The organism is Mycobacterium florentinum (assembly GCF_010730355.1).
GTDB classification, from domain to species: domain Bacteria; phylum Actinomycetota; class Actinomycetes; order Mycobacteriales; family Mycobacteriaceae; genus Mycobacterium; species Mycobacterium florentinum.
This window is the reverse complement of record NZ_AP022576.1, coordinates 168,087-186,650: the sequence shown is the minus strand read 5'-3', so window position 1 is coordinate 186,650 and position 18,564 is coordinate 168,087. Positions and strand designations below refer to the sequence as shown.

Here is an 18,564-nt window from a genome sequence, read left to right as displayed (position 1 = left end):
GCCGCGAGTTGCACCCCGACGATGTCGCGGTGCGGGTTGACTACTGCGGCGTCTGCCATAGCGACTTGCACCGCATCCACGGAATGCTGGGAGAGAAAAACCTCGTGCCCGGGCGGCCATTGTCGCGGCATCGCCGAGTTGCGCCTTGGGTGGTCACACTTGCGCTGACCGGCGTCGCTGGACAAGGGCCGGAGGTGCCGAGACGCGGTAGCGGACGGGTCCATCCTGCGCCATAATTAGCACTCAGCGAATGAGAGTGCTAACGCCGGTGAAAGTGGAAGAGGAGGAAAACCCGAATGCGCAGCATCGACTTCGTTCAGGGGGTGCAGTGCGCCTCGATGGATTCCCGAGCCGATGGCCAGGCCCAGCGGTTACGGATTGTGCAGGTCGCGCCCCCGTATTTCGACATTCCGCCCAAGGCTTACGGCGGTGTGGAGGCGGTGCTCGCCGATCTTGCTGATGCGCTGGTCGCCCGTGGCCACGATGTGACGGTGGTGGGGGCTGGGCAACCGGGCACGACGGCAAGGTTTGTGCCGGTGTGGGATCAGACGCTTCCCGATCGGCTAGGCGAACCCTACCCAGAGGTCATGCACGCACTGAAGGTGCGCAGCACCATCGCGCGGATCGCCGCGGCCGAGCGGATCGACATCGTTCACGATCACACCTTCGCCGGTGTGCTCAACGTGCCCGTCTACCACGAGCTGGGATTGTCGACGGTGGTGACGGTGCATGGCCCCATCGACAAGGACCTGTACCCGTACTATCGCGAGCTGGGCGACGACGTCGCGCTGGTAGCCATCAGTGATCGCCAGCGCGAGTTGGCCCCGGACCTGAATTGGGTTGGGCGCGTGCATAATGCGCTGCAGATCGAGCAGTGGCCGTTTCAATCCGACAAGGACGATTACGCGCTGTTCTTGGGCCGCTTCGCCCCGTACAAAGGTGCGCATCTTGCCGTGCAAGCCGCGCACGACGCGGGCATCCCGCTCGTGTTGGCCGGCAAGTGCAACGAACCGGCGGAGAAGGCCTACTTCGATGAGCGGGTGCGTCCGCTGCTGGCCAGCAGCGATCACGTGTTCGGCGAGGCCGACGCGGCCAGCAAGCGCAAACTGCTCGCCGGCGCGCGGTGTCTGCTGTTTCCGATCCAATGGGAGGAACCGTTCGGGGTAGTGATGATCGAGGCGATGGCCTGCGGCACACCGGTGGTGGCGTTGCGTGGCGGCGCGGTGCCTGAGGTGGTCGTCGACGGGGTCACAGGTGTGATTTGCGAGCGGCCAGCCCAGCTGGCGGCCGCGATCGAGCGCGCGGGCAGCCTGGACCCGCATGCCTGCCGTCGCCATGTCGCGGCGAACTTCGGTGTGGGCCAGTTGGGTTCGGGATACGAGAAGATCTATCACCGGCTGCTGGGCGGCAACGAGACGACCCGGGCGACGATGAAGCCGATATCCGGGCGGCGTGAGTCGCCGGGAGAGAAGGCCACCGCATGACGGCGCCGCCCGCGGCGTTCAACACCGGTGCGCCGGCGCGCATCGGGGCGGGGTCTGCCACCGTCACGTTGGTGGAAGGGGCGACGTTTTGTCTGTCCGATTGCCAGGGCGACATCGTGGTGGGGCGCCCGCATGGGTTGTTCTTCCGCGACGCGCGGGTGTTGTCGAAGTGGGAGCTCAGGGTCGACGGTCAGGCGCCCGAACCGTTGTCGGTGCAGCCGTCGGCGGCGTTTGCGACGCAATTCATTCTGCGCCGCGCGCCGCACGGCGGCGGCGTCGACAGCACGCTTCTGCTGGTGAGGGAGCGGTTGGTGGCCGATGGGCTACGCGAGACCATTTCGGTGCACAACCTCGACCACGAACCCACCGTGGTGGTCCTCGAGTTGCATGTCGATGCCGACTTCGCCGACCTGTTCTCGGTTAAGGAGGGACGGGCGGCGCCCGGTGGCGCCGAGGTCGCGGTCGTCGACGGCGAACTCGCGCTGCGCGAGTGGGGCGATCGCCTCCGCGGCCTGACCGTAACCGCCTCTGGTGAGCCGATGGTGTCACCGGGGTTGCTGACGTGGCGGGTGGTGGTGCCGGCGGGCCAGGCATGGCACACCGAGATACACGCCGAGCCGACGTGGGCCAACAAGACCGTCAGGGCTCGATTCCGTCGCGGCGAGAATCTGGAGTCCAGCGCCCCGGCACGCAGACTGGAGGCCTGGCGGGATACGGCGACGACCGTTGAGGCCGGCCATCGCGTGCTCACCGAGGTGCTGCGCCAGACCGAAAGCGACCTCGGCGCGCTGCTGATGCACGACGAGACGGGGCGCGGCCGGTCGTTTGTGGCCGCCGGAGCGCCCTGGTTCATGACGCTGTTCGGCCGCGACAGCCTGCTGACCGCGTGGATGGCGTTGCCGCTGGATGTCGGGCTGTCGATGGGCACCCTGCAGCAGCTGGCCGCGGTGCAGGGCCGGCGCGTCGAACCGATCACCGAAGAAGAGCCCGGGCGGATCATGCATGAGATCCGCCGCGGCCCGGCCAGCACCGATGTGCTCGGCGGTGCCATCTATTACGGGTCGGTGGATGCCACCCTGTTGTTCGTGATGCTGCTGGCCGAAGCTTGGCGCTGGGGTGCCGACGAATCGGCGGTGCGCGCCCTACTGCCGGCGGCCGACGCCGCGCTGGCGTGGGCCGAGCGTTATGGCGATCGCGACGGCGACGGGTTCGTCGAATACCAGCGTGCCACCGACCGTGGCCTGATCAACCAGGGCTGGAAAGACAGCTTCGATGGCATAAACGATGCAGGTGGTCGCAGCGCCGAGCCGCCGGTCGCGCTGTGCGAGGTACAGGGCTATTACTACGCAGCGCTACTGGCACGCGCCGAACTCGCCGAGGCGTTCGACGACATCGCCCGGGCCGCACAACTGCGTGAGAGCGCTCAAACACTACGGACCCGGTTCCTCGAGACGTTCTGGCTACCGCAACACGGGTGGTACGCAGTCGCTCTGGACGGACACAAACACCCCGTCGATGCGTTGACCAGCAACGTCGCTCATTGCCTGTGGACCGGCATCGCGACCGACGAGCACGCCGCGGCGCTCGTCGAACACCTGGCAACCGATCAGATGGACTCCGGGTTCGGGCTGCGCACCCTGGCCACCACGATGGGTGCCTACAACCCCATGAGCTACCACAACGGCGCGGTCTGGCCACACGACACCGCGATCGCGGTCGCCGGACTGCTGCGCTACCGCCACGTGCCCGGCGCCCTGGCCCTGGCCCAACGATTAGCCGCCGGCCTGCTGGATGCCGCCGACGCGTTCGGGGCCCGGCTGCCCGAACTGTACTGCGGATTTCCCCGATCACAATTCCGCGCACCCATCCCGTACCCCACCTCATGCTCACCGCAAGCCTGGTCCAGCGCCGCGCCAGTCCTACTGCTCAGATCGTTCCTGGGACTCGAGCCGCACACGCCGCACCGCCAAATAGCGGTATCGCCGCATCTGCCGGAGGCGTGGGGCCGCGTCGTGCTGACCGACCTACGCCTTGGGAACATCGCGGTCGACCTGGAGGCCGAGGGTGAGACGGTCAAGATACTGCGCATGCCCGAGGACTGGCAGCTGCACACCGCGCCACGGTGAACAAGATCGCGGCCGCGTCGCAATTGCCGCCATATGCCGCGCGATCGTTGGCTGCGGATAAACCCGCGGCGGGCATCGCCCGCCGCGGGTGTCGGAACTGGCCGCTACGCGGTGTCCGAGGGGGAGTCAACGACCTGCCCCTCGATGACTTTTGGTCCCGCGCCGTGCGCGATCTCTATCTTGCGCGGCCGGGCCCGTTCGGCCAGCGGGATGGTCACCGTCAGCACACCGTTTTCATATGTCGCGCTGATCGCCGACGCATCGATGCCCTCACCGAGTGCTACGTGCCGCCGGTACTCGCCGAAGAACCGTTCGGCGGCAAGCCACTGCACCGAATCCTCGGAGCGGGCAGTGCGACGCGCCGAAACCGTCAGGGTCCCGCTCTCCAGACTGACGTCCACCGACCCCGGATCAACCCCCGGCAGATCGGCGGTCAGCACGTAGTGGTCGTCAATCTTGCACAAGTCCATCGGCATGAAGCGAGGACTGCGGCCCGACCCGGTTGGCCCGGCCAGCACATCTCGGACAAGCGCATCAAACTCACTGAACGGATCGAAACGCAACACAGCGATTCACCTCCTGTCACACTCGCCGCCCGCCACCCTGGTGGGCGGCAAAACCACTGTGTAACACCAACATTAGCGCTCTCACCGCCGCAGTGCCAGACGCTGCCGACCCGGGCAAGAAGCCCCGTTTCGAGTTGCGCCAGCCAGTAGCCCCGCACCGCAATCAGCAACCGCGTGCAAGACCAGGGAGACACGTTCGGGTGAGGCCGACACCACCCGGTCGGCTGGGCTCGTCGACCCTCAGCCCGTCTCGGCCCGGGCAGCTGCCGTAGCCGCGGGGTTGCCGGCGCGGCGCAATATGGGCGCGAAGCGAACCCAGATCAGCAACGCACCCACCGAAAGCGCCCCGAGTGCGATGAAGGCCGCCGGGAACCCGAATACTTGGGCGATGAATCCCCCCAGGACGGGGCTTAGTGCACCACCGAGGCCCTGCGCGCTCATGATGGCGCCTTGGCCGACGTTGATGTGGCCGGTGCCGTCCAGGATGCGCGCTACCAGTCCGGGTACGGCCACCGACAGGATGCCTCCGCCGATGCCGTCGAGTATCTCCACCGGGATCACCCCCCAGGTAGTGATCACGCCGGCGGCGAGCAGCCCGCGAATGGGGAGGGTGACCAGCGCGATCAGGATCGCCAGCCAGTAGCCTCGCACTTGCGCGACGCGGGTGGCCACCAGCGCCGCGGGGATCATCACCGCTTCGGCGATCACGACGGTCGCGGCAACAGTGGTGAACGGGTTGGCGTGGGCAGCGACCACCGCCATTCCGTAGAGCGGCAACATGGCCGCGTTGCCCAACCAGAACAGCACCATGGTCGCGGCCACGGCGAGTAGCGGCCGCGACCGCAGCAGCACCCGCGATGCCTTGACCGCGACTTGATCGGGGCCACGCGCCGCGCCGCGCGCAACCCGGTGGTCGATGTGCCCCGCGGGTATGGCCAGCACGCAGCCGATCGTGATCACCGCGAACGCGGCGGCCAGCCAGAACACCGCGGGGTATCCGAACTGCCAGCCCAGCAACCCCGAAAGCGCGGCGCCGGCCATGTTGCCGGCGTGGTTAGAGGCCTGGTTGCGGCCGTTTTGGCCGGTGAAGCCCGCCTGGCCCACCACACCGAGGGTGATTCCGATCAGCGCCGGGGCGATGGTCGCTCCCGCAATGCACATCGCGGCCTGCGCGGCGGCGACGACCCAAAACTGCCGCGAAGACAAGATCAGCGCCGAGGCCGTCACCGTGCACACAGCCACCGCGATGACGCATGCCCGCTTGCGGGTGGTGGCATCAACGAACGCTCCCGCCGGGGCGACCGCGACCATGCCGACGATGGCGCCGAGCGTGATCACCGCGCCGATGGCGCCGGTGCTCCAACCACGGCTTTGCAACAACACACCCAGAAACGGGCCCATGCCGGCCGACATGTCGGCCATAAAGAAATTCACCGCGTAGAGGGCTGTCCGATCACGCCCCGCCCGAAGTGCCACCTCATCCCCTGTGCCCACAACCGATCAGATTTCGTCACTGCTCGCCGACACCACCCGTCCGCATGGACGACTGACGGCTCGCCGACGGTATCCATGATTGTGCAACACTCGCCCACCGGTTGTGCTGTGCCTTTGCATTGGCGTCCGGGATCAAAACGGGCGCAGAGCCCCTGTCTCTCAGCACAATTGGTCCACGGTTCTCGTGGGCGGCCCGGCGGTGCGGGTCTGGAAGCGGTGCGCAGGCGCCCACGATCTGCTGAAGCAGTTGGCCCGCAACAGGATTCGGTTCGCCGCGGCGCCGGGCGGGGTGATAGTCATGTAGTTGGCGCCGGTAGGCGTGTGCTATTTAGTACGGGTCGGGCCCGTCATCGCGAGCCATCCGGTTGGCGACAGACGCGACCGACAATCGTGTGTCGGGGTGGGCGCGCGCGGGTGACTGGTCGCGCACGCTGAGTGGTTGCGCGCGCCCACCCCCTGTCGGCAAGTTCCGTGCCATCCACTGACGGGGCCACGATGAGTGGCGATGCGCGCGCAATCATGCGTCAGTAGCGCCAGTCCGTCGTCATCAGTGGTTGTCGACGGCACGGATTCACCTCATGCGGCGTTTCGGCTGTCGACGCATCACCTCCTCGTTCACGGGTGACAATCTGCAAAGGCAGGGCCGCATGGGCGGCGACCGCGCGCTCGCCCGAGGAAGGGTGCGGCCCTGGGCCGTTAGGCGTTGATCGCCGTTCGTTGGCCGTCGTGGCTGATCTCGATGCGCCGCGGCTTGGCCTGCTCGGCGATCGGGATCGTCAGTCTGAGCACGCCGTCGTAATAGTTGGCGTCGATCTTGTCGAGGTCGAGGTTGTCCCCGAGGAACAGCCGCCGGCTGAACACGCCACGCGGACGCTCGGCGGCGACCATCTCGCGGTTTTGATCGAGGTCGGGTCGTTCGGCGCGCACTGTGAGCACATCGCGCTCGACCTCGAGATCCAGTGAATCCGGCTTGGCGCCAGGCAGCTCGAATTCGACGATGAACTGGTCGCCCTCGCGCCAGGCATCCATCGGCATAACCGCGGGCCGGGCCGCGGTGCCGAATACCTGTTGGGCGAAACGGTCGACATCGCGGAACGGGTCTGTACGCATCAACACGATGAGTTCACCTCCAATCGAGGAAGATTATCTATGGTCATGAATACAGTTTTGTGATACCACTACCCGCAGACTTACGCAAGATCTAGGAGCAGGTTTGGCGCAACGGGGATCGGCGGCAAGGTGCGCAGACATCTCGCAACCCCTTTCTGAACTGCCGAGGAACGACGCGGCGGCAGGTGACGGCCCCGCGCGCGGGCGCCACCGGGCCGTGCCCCCGGTTTGGTTGACGACGCCGACGCTCTCCGCTATAGCTTAGAAAATATGTATCTGTGTTCATAAGTTATGTCCGGGGAAAATTAGGTACCGATCGAGCACAGGAGGTGTGTGCGACGTGAACGTGTCTGGCCGGTTGCGGGATCCTCGCCGGGCGGGTGCGCGAATCCTTGACACCGCGGAAGGCATGCTCATTGCGCTTCGCGGCTGCACATCAAATCAGGCGTTTGTCGAGATCGTGGAGACCGCGCGGGCGCACAACGTGGGTGCTTTGAGTCTGGCCGATGCGCTGGTGGCGATCGCCCAAGACGAGCCCTCCCAGAATGGGGAGGATGCCGCGTTCAGCGCCGCCCGCGCCGCGTGGGGACACTTGTTGGACGGCGCCCGCCGCGCGGAAGTTGGCGGCGAACACGATGGCGTTGCCGGCGCCTAGAACACCATGGGGTCGTCGTCGGGGAACGGCACGATGATGGCTTGGTCGATCACATCGGACGGGTTGGCGTCGCGGTGCACAAGGTTGGCGAGGCAACGGGTGTCGAGTTCTCTGGCCTCGGCGGACACGTCGGCGGGCCGGCGCTGTTCGGCCGCGTCGGCGACGGGAACGTCATCGGCAAGCGGATTGTCGTCGAAGTAGATCGTCATTGGTTGACCGTCCTCCTTCCGGCGGTCGGCTCGTACTAGCGCAGTCGAGCGTTTTCGGACTTGAGGTCGCTATTGTCGGCTTCCAGTTCACTGTTGCGGTGTTCCAGGTGCAAGATCTGGGCGATCCCAGCGATGTTGACGCCTTCGGCGACGAGCTCACCGATCCGCGCCAAGCGATCCAGATCGTCCTGGCTGTAGCGGCGCGTCCCACCCTCGGTACGTGCCGGGGTAAGCAGTCCGCGCCGCTCGTAGAGCCGCAGCGTCTGTGGATCAATCCCCGTCAACTCCGAGGTCACCGAGATGCCGTACACGCCGCGCGCAGATCGCGCCAGAGAATCGTCAGGCACTGCACCAGCTCCAATTCATCACCAATCATCAGGTCCACATCCATGATTTCATGAAACTAGATCTGGTGCTGCAAAAAACCTATGTCGATTTCCATAGATCTAGTGATCAAGAACCGGGCCGTCCGGCAAGCCGGCATCACCGAGAACACAACCGTCGAGCACCTCGTCGAGATCTTCACCGCCGCCAACGCGCATGGCTTCGCGGTGTTCCTCTCGCCGCACTACTTCTACCCAACCGATCACAATTGGCTTTCAATGGTCGGGTCGAATCAGATGAACTGGCCAGCAACAGCTTTGGCCGCGTGGGCGCACTGAGCCTGGACGGGTTCGCCGGATCCGGTGCCGACCGGCTCGACGAGCTCGAGCCGTTCATCCAGAACGCGTCGTCCGTCGTCCACGATGAGAGCCGACTAGAGCACCGCGAGCAGGCTGTTGAACCCCTCGGTCATCGACGGGTGGGTGTAGATCGAATCCCGCAGCTCCGAGGCGGTAATACCGTGCCGCATCGCCAGCGCCACCGTATTGATGACTTCGTGCGAGTCGTAAGACAGCAGCGCCGCACCCAGAATCGTGTCACTGCCGGCATCGACGACGACCTTCATCAGGCCGGCATCCTCGTCGACGATCCGCGCGCGAGGCATCGTCGCCATGTCGGCGACCCGCATCGTGGCGACCTTGACGTCGTGCGCCTCCCTGGCGGCCTTCTCGGTGAGGCCGACCCGGGCCAGCGGCGGCGTCATGAACAGTGCGTAGGGCACCGCCGCGCGGGTCGCGGTGCTGCGGGTGCCATCGCCGGCCAGCTGCGAGAGCACGACGCGGTAGTCGTCCAGCGAGATGTAGGTGAACTGCGGTCCACCGTTGACATCGCCGACGGCGAAGATATGCGGCTGGCTGCTGCGCAGGTGGTCGTCGACGACAATCGCGCCCCTGTCCGTCGTCTCGACGCCCGCCGCGTCCAGGTCGAGCCCGTCGGTGACGGGCTCGCGTCCCAGCGCCACCAGGATGGCGTCGGTGTCGAGATCGTGCGCGACGCCGCCGACCCGGTAGGAAACGGTCGAGCCGCCGTCGCCGTTGCCGGACACGGCGGTGACCGCCGCAGAGGTGACGACGTCGATGCCGCGCCCGACGAGGATGTCGCGGGCGCAGTCGGCGACGTCGTCGTCCTCGCGGCCCAGCACCCGCGGACCACGGTCGAGGAGCGCGACCCGCGACCCGTAGGCGGCGTACATGGCCGCGAATTCCACGCCGACATAGCCACCGCCCAGCACGGTCAGCCGCCCCGGCAGTTCCGCCGTGCTGAGCAGATCCGTACTCGTGTACACACCGGGCGCGTCGGCCAATCCGGGAACCGGCGGCAACACCGGACGCGAACCGGTGCCGACTACGATCCATTGCGCAGTTATGGTAATGGCTTGTCCGTCAACGGTTTTGACGCTCAGCGCATGTGAATCTTTGAATGACGCGTGGCCGGTCAACACCGTCACCGTGTCGATTCGATCGAGCGTCGCGTAGTTGATGTCGCGCAATGACGCGGTCAAGTGTGCGGTGGCCGCAACGGCCTCGCGGTAACGATCCGGGTGGGTGGTGGCCGCGTCGAGGTACTCGGAACGGAACACCATCGATTTCGTAGGGACGCAACCGATGTTGATGCAGGTGCCGCCGTACATCAACGGCGACTGCTCGATCATCACCACCCGCCAGCCGCGCTTGCCCAGCGCGGCCGCCAATGTTTTGCCGCCTTTTCCGAAACCGATGACCGCCAGATCCACCTCGAGTGAAGTCACGTCAGCAGTGTATTGATGGCGGGGCATGTTTGCCTGTCTAGCCCAAGCCAATCCCTTTGATGCACAAGCTATTCGATCAGGACTGGCCAGGCGGGTAAACTAAGGCGAACTCATGAACCCACGGAACGGCTTCCTTCGCCGCACGGCTACGCGAACCTTCCGCGACCGCCGCGTCGCCGGTCGCGCCCTAGCGGAGCAGCTAATGGCCTACCGCGACAAGGACAACGTGCTGGTGCTCGGGCTGGCGCGCGGCGGCCTGCCGGTCGCCTGGGAGATCGCCGCTGCGTTGCACGCCCCGCTGGATGTGTTCCTGGTTCGCAAGCTCGGGGTGCCGCGCTGGTCGGAGCTCGCGATGGGCGCGCTGGCCAGCGGCGGCGGTGTCGTGATGAACGACAACGTGGTGTCCAGCCTGCAGATCACCGACGAACAGGTGCGCGAGGTCATCGACAGCGAGACGGTGGAGCTGGCCCGGCGCGAGGACGCGTATCGGGGTGGCCGCCCGATCGCCGACCCGCGGGACAAGATCGTGATCCTGGTCGACGACGGCATCGCCACCGGCGCCAGCATGCTGGCCGCCGTCCAGGCGATTCGGGCGGCCGGGCCGCAGTCGATCGTTGTCGCGGTTCCGGTCGGACCGCCGTCGGCTTGCCGTGAACTCGCGCACGTGGCCGACGACGTCGTGTGCATCACGATGCCGCCGGGATTCGAAGCGGTTGGGCAGGTGTACGGCGACTTTCACCAAGTCAGCGACGACGAGGTACGTCAGCTGCTGAATACGCCGACGCGCTGAAATTACTTGGCCGAGTCCTCGCCGCGGGTCTCCGCCGCGACCGTCTCGTCGTCGGCCGACTTGTCGGCGTTCTCGTCCGGGACTTCCTCTGGGTAGTCGACCGCCTCGGCTTCGGCGTCTTCGGCCGGCTGCTCGTCGTGGGCTTCGTCACTCGTGTCGCGGCGCTGCCGCTCCCGCAGCGCGTCGACGATCAGCAGCACCACACCCAGGACGCTGGCGCCGATGCACACCCAGGCCACCAGCTCGTTGCTGGTCACAACCGCGAACACCAGGGCCACCAGCCCGATCAGGGCCAATACCAGCGCAATAATCAGCATCGGTCATCCTCCAGCCACAGGGCGGGACCGCCAGGTCCAGTGCACACCAGTGTGCCGAACAAGACGTCCGGCATTACTCCCGGCTAGTTACTACCCCTATTGAATTGATCGAACCCACCGGCATCCGCGCTGGAGTCGACGGGAGCCGCCGAACCGCGCTGGCCGAGTTCCTCCAGCTGGGACTCGAGGTAGGTCTTGAGCCGAGTGCGGTATTCGCGTTCAAAGGTGCGGAGCTGCTCGAGACGGCCTTCCAGCACGGTGCGCTGCTGGTTGATGGTGCCCATGATCTCGGAGTGCTTGCGCTCGGCGTCGGCCTGCAGGGCGTCGGCCTTCTCCTGGGCCTGCCGCAATTGCGCCTCGGAGCGGGTTTGGGCGTCGGCCAGCATCGCTTCGGAACGCTGCTTGGCATCGGCGACCTGGGCGTCGGCGGTCTGCCGGGCCTCGGTGAGAATCTGGTCGGCGTTGGCGCGGGCGTCGGAGAGCAGCTTCTCCGATTCGGCCTGCGCGCTACTGGTCAGCCGGTCGGCGGTGTCCTGGGCCAGGCTCAGCACCCGGGCCGCCTTCAGGGCTTGCTCCTCGTTGGTGCCGGTCGCGGCAACAGGCGCGGGCGCCGCCTTGACGGGTTCCGGCTCGGGCTCGAAGACGGGTGCAACGGGGGCCGGCTGAGCAGCGGGGGCGGCAGCGGCGGCGCCGCCACCGGCGGCCAATTCGCGGTCGAGTTCCTCGACCCGCTGGCGCAGATCGGAGTTCTCTTCAATCAGCCGTGTCAGCTCGTTTTCCACCAGGTCGAGGAACGCGTCGACCTCGTCCTCGTTGTAACCGCGCTTGCCAATAGGCGGCTTACTGAACGCCACATTGTGGACGTCGGCTGGTGTAAGCGGCATTGTTTCGTCCCCTCAAGTTCCCGTCAAACGTTCTCGAAAGTGTAGAACGGAGTGGCAGCGGTTGTGCAACTGCCGCCCATCCTGTCACACCAGACCCGGCGGTTGCCGTTTAGCCCAATAAATAAGAACCAATTTCAAACACTAAGAGCCATAAAATCTCAATCCTTAGAATTTGCAAATCGCGCACATCAAACCGAGGCCGATCCGTGGCCAAACCGTCGCTTAGAGGCCCCGACACATAACGCGGCTCACGCCGCGGCGCCGAAAGCGAGTTGCATGCCGATGAAGGCGACGAGTAGAAGCACCATGATCGAAAGGTCGAAGCGAACCGCTCCGATGGTGAGTTGAGGGATCAGCCGACGCAGCAGTTTCACCGGCGGATCGGTGATCGACATGATGATCTCCAGGATCACCACGGTGATGCCGGTGGGATGCCAGTCACGGCTGAACGACCGGATGAACTCGACGACGACCCGAGCGATGAGCAGCAGCCAAAAGATGAACAGCGCAAACCCAAGGATCTGAAAGAACAGCACCAACGAGAGCCCGACCTTACCGATGAGACGTCAAACCGCGCGCGATAGCCCGGCAACCGCAAGAGTACCGACTCACCGTTGAGGGGACATCTCAGATGGGCCGCATCGGCGGACGCGTGCCTGACGCCTGACCCCGCGCCCTGGCGGGGCGGATGTGGTTATTGGTATGCGTAGAAGCCGGTTTCGGCGATCCGGCGGCGCTCTTCCGGCGAGACGTCGACGTCGGCGGGCGACAGCAGGAACACCTTGGTTGCGACCTTGTCGAACGAGCCACGCAGGGCGAACGCCAACCCGGCCGCGAAGTCGACCAGCCGCTTGGCGTCGGCGTTGTCCATCGACACCAGGTCCATGATCACCGGGGTGCCGTCGCGGAACCGCTCACCGATGGTGCGGGCCTCGCTGTAGTCCTTGGGCCGCAGCGTCGTGATCTTCGACAGCGGGTGGCCTTCCTCGAACATCATCGCCATCCGGCGCGGGTCCATGGCCAGCGCGCCGCGAGTGGAACCGCTGCGCAGCCACGACCCGAGGCGCGGCCGGCCCATGTCCGGGCGGTCGAATTCGCGACCGCGGAACGGGGGCGGCTCGTCCGCGTAACCGCCACGGTAACCGGGAGGCGCGTAGTCGCCCGGCTCGCCGCGCGGGTCGTCATAGTCGGGGCCGTCATAGCCGCGGCCATAACCCTCGTCAAAGCGAGCACGCGGGAAACCGCGGGAGGGTGCGCGGTCGTCGTAGTACTCGTCTTCGTAGTCGTCCATTGGGGCCATACCGAAATAGGCCTTGACCTTGTGCAGTGTGCTCATTGCGTGCGACCCCTTCTAGCCCCTGGGATTTTTGTTGTCTGTGATGAAGGTGTGACTACAGTGACTATTCACGGTGACGGTAGCCTCCGCGGGCCCAATAGCGCGGTACCGACACGCACACACGTCGAACCGTGTTTCACGGCAATTTCGAAATCGTTGGACATCCCGGCGGACAAACCGACCGCATTGGGGTGGGCTTCGAGCACCCGGCGGTGTTCGGATTGCAGCCGGTCGAAGGCCGCTTCGGGGTCCGCGTGCAGCGGCGGAATGCCCATCAGCCCCACCAGTTCCAGGGCCTGCGACTCCTGCACCTGCGCCAAGACCCGGTCGAGGGGCCCGGGCGCGGTGATGTCGATGCCGCCGCGCGAGACATCACCGTCCAGGCTGACCTGAACGTAGACGCGCAGCGGGTGCTGGCGTCCACCCTCGGCCAACGTCGCCGTAACCGCCCGTTCCAGAGCCGCTACCAGTTGCGGGCTGTCGACCGAATGGGCGGTGTGCGCCCAGCCGGCCAGCGACCGTGCCTTCTTGCGCTGAATCTGTCCCACCATGTGCCAGTGCAACTCTCGCCAATCCTGACGCCGCCCGGAAGCCACCGAAGACCCCGCCATGCGAGTGAGTTCCGCCACCTTTGCCGCCGCTTCTTGTTCCCGAGATTCACCTACCGACCGACAACCCAATCGCGACAAAATCGCGACATCGGATGCCGGAAAGAATTTGGTAATTGGGAGTAGTTCAATTTCGCTGACATTGCGACCCGCGGCTTCCGCTGCCACCGCTAGTCGCGAACGCACTGCCGCCAACGCATGAGTCAATTCAGTTTCGCGGTTGCCCTGACTCGACCCCGAGTCCGACATTCCAACCGCCATGGCGGTCACTCCATCCAGACCAGTGACGCCAGCCGCCCGGTCGGGGCGTCCCGGCGATGACTGAACAGGGCGGGGTCGTCCAGCGTGCAGCGCGGGTCGATGTCGATCGAGGTGACGCCCAAATCCTTTAGCTGGCAAGCGATTCCGGCTCGAAGGTCGAGGCCGGGCGTTCCTTTGGCGGTGGTGGTGCGGCTGCCGGGCAGCGCCGCCTCGACCTCGTCGGCCATTGCCGCGGGCACCTCGTAGTTGCGCCCGCTGACCGCCGGCCCGAGCAGCGCCGAGATGTCGCCGGCTTGGGCGCCCAGCTTCAGCATCGTCTCGACCGTGCGAGCCACCACTCCCCGCTGCGCGCCGACGCGCCCGGCGTGGATCGCCGCGGCCACCCCGGCGCGCGCGTCGGCCAGCAGCACCGGCACGCAGTCGGCCGTCACCACCGCCAGCGCCAGCCGGGCCGTACGGGTCACCACGGCGTCGGTGTCGTCGAACGCGGTATCGCGCGGCTTGTCGACGACCTCAACCCGATCGCCGTGCACCTGGTTCATCCACACCACCCGGTGTGCTCCCAGCCCAATGCCGCGAGCCAGCCGGGCGCGATTGGCGGCCACCGCCGCGGGATCGTCACCGACATGGTCGCCGAGGTTGAAGGTATCGAAGGGCGGCTTCGAGACGCCGCCCGCGCGGGTGGTCGTCACTCGCCGGATGCGAACGCTCACAGGACCAGTATCCGGAGATTTCGTTGCCCGCCGGCCGTCCCCGTCGGGTGGCCGGGTGCGCATGCCCGTTCTCAGCGGCGCATGAATGGCGGCACATCGACGTCGTCGTCATCGCCACCGATACTCAGCGTCGCGCCATTGGTGTGTACCGGCACGCTGACGGCGTCGACCGGCTCGAACAGCGTCGAGGTGAGCTTGCCCGCCTTCGCCGACTCGATCCGGTGCGCACCGCCGACCTTCTCCCCCTTGTCGGCACCCGCGCCGATCACGGGTTTGCGTCCCGACCCCGCCGCGTCGAAGCCCGCCGCGATGACGGTGACGCGCACCTCGTCGCCCAGCGAGTCGTCGATCACGGTGCCGAAGATGATGTTGGCGTCTTGGTGGGCGGCGTCCTGCACCAGCGAGGCCGCCTCGTTGATCTCGAACAGGCCCAGGTCGCTGCCGCCGGCGATCGACATCAGCACGCCCTGGGCGCCCTCCATCGAGGCTTCCAGCAGCGGCGAGTTGATGGCGATCTCGGCGGCCTTGAGCGAACGGCCTTCTCCGCGTGCGGATCCGATGCCCATCAGCGCGGTGCCCGCACCGGACATGATGCCCTTGACGTCGGCGAAGTCCACGTTGATCAGACCGGGCGTGGTGATCAGGTCGGTGATGCCCTGGACGCCGTTGAGCAGCACCTCGTCGGCGCTGCGGAACGCGTCCATCAGCGACACCGCGGCATCGCCCATCTGCAGCAGTCGATCGTTGGGGATCACGATCAGGGTGTCGCAGCTCTCGCGCAGCGAGTTGATGCCGTTTTCGGCCTGGTTGCTGCGCCGCTTGCCTTCGAACGAGAACGGCCGGGTGACCACGCCGACGGTCAACGCGCCCAGCTTGCGCGCGATGCTGGCGACGACGGGTGCCCCGCCGGTACCGGTTCCGCCGCCTTCACCGGCGGTGACGAACACCATGTCGGCACCGCGCAGCAGTTCTTCGATCTCGTCTTTGGCGTCCTCGGCGGCCTTGCGCCCGACCTCGGGATCGGCGCCGGCGCCCAATCCGCGGGTGGAGTCGCGGCCCACGTCGAGCTTGACGTCGGCATCGCTCATCAACAGGGCCTGCGCATCGGTGTTGATCGCGATGAACTCAACGCCCTTGAGGCCCTGTTCGATCATCCGGTTGACGGCGTTGACGCCGCCGCCACCGATACCCACAACCTTGATGACGGCGAGGTAATTGTGCGGGGGGGTCATCATCTCGTCTTCCTCCCTGGTGGGGATTCGGTTCTTACCGGTACAGTGGCGGTTCCCCTGGCAAACTCTCAACCTCAACCATAGAGTTAGAGTTATGTCAAGTAGTTCCGCGCAACCAGAACGGTATGGGTACTACGCGCGCTAACCCCGCAGGCGCGCCGACGCGCCGCGCGCAAATTTTGGTCAATTTTTCGGCGTTTACCGTGCCCGGAACACGCGTCGCTACTTGACGGTGGGCAAATCCGGGCTGGACACGTCGTAGGTCTTGCCCGGCTGCGTGAGCAGGGCGGCGAGCTTTTCGGCCTTCTCATCGGTGCGGTCGGTGGTCCCCCAAATCACCACGCGCCCGTCGCCGAGCGTGAGGGTGATCGAGGCCAGCGACGGCGCGGCGATCCGGCCCACCTGGCCCGCGACCTCGGGGCGCAGCGCCAGCAGCACCTGCAGCGCGGCCTTGGTCGTGGGGTCGGTCGGCCCGGGGTTGGCGACGTCGATGTACGGCAGCGCCGGTGGCGGCGGGCCGGTCGCGAAGTCGACGCCGTCGCGGTCGAACAGGTGCGGCCCGTCGGCAAAGTCCTTCACTACCACCGGAACTCGCTCGACGATCGTGATCCGCAGCGCGGACGGGTACTGGCGCTGCACCCGGGCGCTGGCCACCCGGCGGATCGCGGCCACCCGGTCGGCGACCTGGTTGGTGTTGATCTGCAATAGCGGTGTGCCGACCCGCACCTGCGCCGCGTCGAGGACCTCTTCGCGGGTTACCGCGCCGGTGCCGGTGACCACGATGTTGCGCGCCGACATCACCGGCGTGAAGTAGAGAATCAGCGCCAGCCCGACCCCGACGATGATCAGCAGCACCGTCGCGAGCAGCATCTTCAGGCCCCGGACGACGCCGCGCGCAGCGGGTTTCGGCTGATTGACGACGCGTCCACTGGCCCGGCGCTTGGCTTCGCGGCGCGCTTCCTCGATCGCGGTCGCCCGTTCCTGCGCCGCGCGGCGCTCGGCCCGTTCGCGGCGGGCCCGGCGGCGTGGCCCCTCGAATTCGGCTGGTTCGTCCTCGGGTTCAGCGCCTTGCGGGTGTTCGACGGGGATCGGTTCGGTGATCGCGTTCTCGGCCGACTCAGCAGGGCGGACGGACGGGTTGGGGTCACCCGGGGTGGCCGCCGAGTCGGCGACCAGTTCGGTGGGTGTGGTGTCGTTGGGCTCGGTCATCGCAATACCCCGGGCGCGCCGGGCGCGCTGCGATTGGCCCGCGCCCGCAGCGCGTTGACGATCTCGGCGCCCAGCAGCGTCACGTCGCCGGCGCCCATCGTCACGATCACGTCCCCGGGGCCGGCGGCCGCGGCGACCTGCTCGGCGACCGCGGAGAAGTCCGCCAGGTAGCGCGCCGGCACGCTGACGTGCTCGACGACGCTGGCCCCGCTGACACCGGCCAGCGGCTGTTCGCGGGCGCCGTACACGTCGAGGACGAACACCTCGTCGGCGGCGTCCAGCGCGCGACCGAACTCCGCAGCGAAAGCCTTTGTCCGCGAATATAAATGGGGCTGAAACACCACCAGCGAGCGGCCCTCGCCGCCCTGCTCGACGACCGTGCGGACCGCGGCCAGCGTCGCACTGATCTCAGTCGGATGGTGGGCGTAGTCGTCGAACACCCGCACCGACCCCACAGCTGCGACCAGCTCGAAGCGGCGACGCACGCCCTCGAAACCGGCCAGCCCGTCGAGCACCTCGTCGGTCGGGGCGCCGACCTCGATCGCGGCCAGCAACGCGCCGAGCGCGTTGAGCGCCATGTGCCGTCCGGGCACCGACAGCCGCATCGCCCGCACCGGCTCGTCACCCAGCTGGACGTGGGCGACGGCCCCGGTGCCCTGCTGCTCCCAGGACAGCAGCGTGCCGGCCAGCTCTTGGCCGGGCTCCCCCTGCGGGCCGGACCCGTAGCGCAGCACCCGGATTCCCAGTTCGCTGCTGCGCCGTGCCAGCGCCGCCGAGCCCGGGTCGTCGGTGCACACCACCAGCGCCCCGCCCGGGGCCAGCCGCTCGACGAACGCGTCGAAGACCCCGACATAGGCGTCGGCGCTGCCGTAGAAATCCAGGTGATCGGTCTCGATATTGGTGACCACCGCGACGTCGGGCGTGTACTCGAGCAGCGAGCCGTCGCTTTCGTCGGCCTCGGCGACGAAGCAGTCCCCGCTGCCGTGGTGGGCGTTGGTGCCCGCCTCGCCGAGGTCCCCGCCGACCGCGAACGACGGGTCACCCCCGCAGTGCTGCAGCGCCACGATCAGCATCGACGTCGTCGTGGTCTTGCCGTGGGTGCCGGTGACCATCAGCGTGGTGCGCCCGTTCATCAGTTTGGCCAGCACGGTCGGCCGCAACAGCACCGGAATGCCGCGGCGGCGGGCCTCGACCAGCTCCGGGTTCGTCTTCGGGATGGCGGCGTGGGTGGTGATCACCGCGGTCGGTCCGCCGGGCAGCAGGTCCAGCGACGACGGGTCGTGTCCGATGTTGATCAGTGCGCCCCGGGCGCGTAATGCGTGCACGCCGCGCGACTCCTTGGCGTCGGACCCGGATACCTGCGCGCCCCGATCCAGCAGGATGCGGGCGATGCCCGACATTCCGGCTCCCCCGATGCCCACCATGTGCACCCGGTGCAG

Annotated in this window: 19 protein-coding genes and 1 pseudogene; 5 read left to right on the top strand and 15 right to left on the bottom strand. The window is 66.9% G+C overall.

The genetic code is table 11. From position 1 onward, the window contains the following. Positions 1–296 precede the first annotated feature (296 nt). Positions 297–1,484, top strand: coding sequence for a glycosyltransferase family 4 protein (locus G6N55_RS00935; protein WP_085220433.1), 1,188 nt, complete (start codon positions 297–299; stop codon positions 1,482–1,484). After that, entirely contained in the window at positions 1,481–3,610 is a 2,130-nt protein-coding gene (locus G6N55_RS00930; RefSeq protein ID WP_085220434.1) for an amylo-alpha-1,6-glucosidase, read from the top strand. The genes G6N55_RS00935 and G6N55_RS00930 overlap by 4 nt, the downstream gene beginning before the upstream one ends. A 104-nt stretch (positions 3,611–3,714) precedes the next feature. Here G6N55_RS00930 and G6N55_RS00925 read toward each other — a convergent pair whose 3' ends face one another. From G6N55_RS00925 to G6N55_RS00915, 3 genes are all read right to left on the bottom strand, one after another. Next, positions 3,715–4,176: an Hsp20/alpha crystallin family protein gene (locus G6N55_RS00925; RefSeq protein ID WP_085220435.1), complete on the bottom strand. Its 462-nt coding sequence runs from the start codon at positions 4,174–4,176 to the stop codon at positions 3,715–3,717. Between the two features lie 240 nt (positions 4,177–4,416). Next, the gene (locus tag G6N55_RS00920) at positions 4,417–5,652 is read right to left on the bottom strand and encodes an MFS transporter (RefSeq protein ID WP_232078886.1); all 1,236 of its coding nucleotides are present in this window, start codon (positions 5,650–5,652) and stop codon (positions 4,417–4,419) included. Positions 5,653–6,366: 714 nt separating this feature from the next. Next, on the bottom strand, positions 6,367–6,789 hold the full coding sequence (locus G6N55_RS00915; RefSeq protein WP_085220437.1) for an Hsp20/alpha crystallin family protein: 423 nt from the start codon (positions 6,787–6,789) through the stop codon (positions 6,367–6,369). Between the two features lie 331 nt (positions 6,790–7,120). Between G6N55_RS00915 and G6N55_RS00910 the strand changes: the two genes are divergently transcribed. Next, positions 7,121–7,435: an ANTAR domain-containing protein gene (locus G6N55_RS00910; protein ID WP_139826681.1), complete on the top strand. Its 315-nt coding sequence runs from the start codon at positions 7,121–7,123 to the stop codon at positions 7,433–7,435. On the opposite strand, the gene G6N55_RS00905 is transcribed toward G6N55_RS00910, so the two are convergent. Then, positions 7,432–7,644: a hypothetical protein gene (locus tag G6N55_RS00905; protein ID WP_085220439.1), complete on the bottom strand. Its 213-nt coding sequence runs from the start codon at positions 7,642–7,644 to the stop codon at positions 7,432–7,434. The genes G6N55_RS00910 and G6N55_RS00905 overlap by 4 nt on opposite strands. Before the next feature lie 35 nt (positions 7,645–7,679). Further along, positions 7,680–7,991, bottom strand: coding sequence for a MerR family transcriptional regulator (locus G6N55_RS00900; protein ID WP_085220440.1), 312 nt, complete (start codon positions 7,989–7,991; stop codon positions 7,680–7,682). A 102-nt stretch (positions 7,992–8,093) separates the two neighbouring features. Here G6N55_RS00900 and G6N55_RS00895 point away from each other — a divergent pair, with 102 nt between their 5' ends. Beyond that, positions 8,094–8,306, top strand: a complete 213-nt coding sequence (locus G6N55_RS00895; protein ID WP_085220441.1) for a hypothetical protein — start codon at positions 8,094–8,096, stop codon at positions 8,304–8,306. 95 nt (positions 8,307–8,401) lie between these two features. On the opposite strand, the gene G6N55_RS00890 is transcribed toward G6N55_RS00895, so the two are convergent. Then, positions 8,402–9,775, bottom strand: coding sequence for an FAD-dependent oxidoreductase (locus tag G6N55_RS00890; protein ID WP_232078885.1), 1,374 nt, complete (start codon positions 9,773–9,775; stop codon positions 8,402–8,404). Between the two features lie 112 nt (positions 9,776–9,887). Here G6N55_RS00890 and G6N55_RS00885 point away from each other — a divergent pair. Continuing rightward, positions 9,888–10,565 (top strand): annotated as a pseudogene (locus tag G6N55_RS00885) (phosphoribosyltransferase); the annotation flags it as partial. A gap of 2 nt (positions 10,566–10,567) precedes the next feature. Here the strand turns inward: G6N55_RS00885 and G6N55_RS00880 are convergent. The 9 genes from G6N55_RS00880 to murC all read right to left on the bottom strand — a co-directional run bounded on the left by G6N55_RS00880 (position 10,568) and on the right by murC (position 18,549). Then, positions 10,568–10,882, bottom strand: coding sequence for a hypothetical protein (locus G6N55_RS00880; protein WP_085220444.1), 315 nt, complete (start codon positions 10,880–10,882; stop codon positions 10,568–10,570). An 83-nt stretch (positions 10,883–10,965) separates the two neighbouring features. Then, positions 10,966–11,766 (bottom strand): DivIVA-like cell division protein Wag31, encoded by an 801-nt coding sequence (gene wag31, locus G6N55_RS00875; protein ID WP_085220445.1) that lies wholly within the window; start codon positions 11,764–11,766, stop codon positions 10,966–10,968. Positions 11,767–12,014: 248 nt separating this feature from the next. Then, positions 12,015–12,305, bottom strand: coding sequence for a YggT family protein (locus tag G6N55_RS00870; protein ID WP_007170773.1), 291 nt, complete (start codon positions 12,303–12,305; stop codon positions 12,015–12,017). Positions 12,306–12,460: 155 nt separating this feature from the next. Further along, on the bottom strand, positions 12,461–13,102 hold the full coding sequence (locus G6N55_RS00865) for a cell division protein SepF (protein WP_085220446.1): 642 nt from the start codon (positions 13,100–13,102) through the stop codon (positions 12,461–12,463). 68 nt (positions 13,103–13,170) lie between these two features. Next, a complete protein-coding gene (locus G6N55_RS00860; protein ID WP_372517606.1) occupies positions 13,171–13,980 on the bottom strand; it encodes a YggS family pyridoxal phosphate-dependent enzyme in 810 nt (269 codons plus the stop codon). Then, positions 13,977–14,684 carry a peptidoglycan editing factor PgeF gene (gene pgeF, locus G6N55_RS00855; RefSeq protein WP_085220447.1) on the bottom strand — a complete coding sequence of 236 codons (708 nt, stop codon included), beginning with the start codon at positions 14,682–14,684 and terminating at the stop codon, positions 13,977–13,979. Before pgeF ends, G6N55_RS00860 begins: the two co-directional genes overlap by 4 nt. Positions 14,685–14,755: 71 nt before the next feature. Then, positions 14,756–15,916 carry a cell division protein FtsZ gene (gene ftsZ, locus G6N55_RS00850; RefSeq protein ID WP_085220603.1) on the bottom strand — a complete coding sequence of 387 codons (1,161 nt, stop codon included), beginning with the start codon at positions 15,914–15,916 and terminating at the stop codon, positions 14,756–14,758. 222 nt (positions 15,917–16,138) lie between these two features. After that, on the bottom strand, positions 16,139–17,125 hold the full coding sequence (locus G6N55_RS00845) for a cell division protein FtsQ/DivIB (RefSeq protein ID WP_085220448.1): 987 nt from the start codon (positions 17,123–17,125) through the stop codon (positions 16,139–16,141). After that, the gene (gene murC / locus G6N55_RS00840; RefSeq protein WP_232079014.1) at positions 17,122–18,549 is read right to left on the bottom strand and encodes a UDP-N-acetylmuramate--L-alanine ligase; all 1,428 of its coding nucleotides are present in this window, start codon (positions 18,547–18,549) and stop codon (positions 17,122–17,124) included. Before murC ends, G6N55_RS00845 begins: the two co-directional genes overlap by 4 nt. Between the last annotated feature and the right edge of the window lie 15 nt (positions 18,550–18,564).